We start from the raw sequence: 393 nt of genomic DNA on the forward strand, positions 1-393 counted from the left end.
GTCTTGGCTTATAGGGTTTAGCAGTGACTTCTTATCTATAAAATATCTTTCATAATCTGACTCAGATATATAATCAACGTTAGTTAAATCCAAACCATCAGGCTTAAAGTTTTTGGAGGTAAAGTACGGTACACCTGAATCTTGCCTCTCTATTGAAGTATGGATGCCATCTCCGATTACACAAAGCTCTCTCAACTTTTGGAAATTAATTCCCATAACCTTTCACCTCTAAGATTTTACTTATATTCTCATTAAGAACACTTTCCAACTGTTGAGCTTGCTTATTTAAAGACATAAACTCTTCATTCATTTCATGAATATAGTCAATAAAATCTTCTTCAGTACGACCGTCTTCTTCGATCACCACACCAACATAACGCCCTGTATTAAGTG

Annotated in this window: 2 protein-coding genes; both read right to left on the bottom strand. The window is 34.9% G+C overall.

Annotation, left to right across the window (positions count from 1 at the left end; all coding sequences use genetic code 11):
* On the bottom strand, nucleotides 1–216 hold a 216-nt coding region (locus tag AAEZ03_RS26135), incomplete at its 3' end, for a restriction endonuclease subunit S domain-containing protein (protein ID WP_350582657.1).
* Nucleotides 206–393 (bottom strand): hypothetical protein (locus AAEZ03_RS26140; RefSeq protein WP_502947954.1); only part of this gene is annotated, 188 nt, incomplete at its 5' end. The genes AAEZ03_RS26140 and AAEZ03_RS26135, both read right to left, overlap by 11 nt.

The organism is Pseudomonas sp. HY2-MNA-CIBAN-0224, assembly GCF_040310285.1.
In the GTDB taxonomy this organism is placed as follows: domain Bacteria; phylum Pseudomonadota; class Gammaproteobacteria; order Pseudomonadales; family Pseudomonadaceae; genus Aquipseudomonas; species Aquipseudomonas helleri.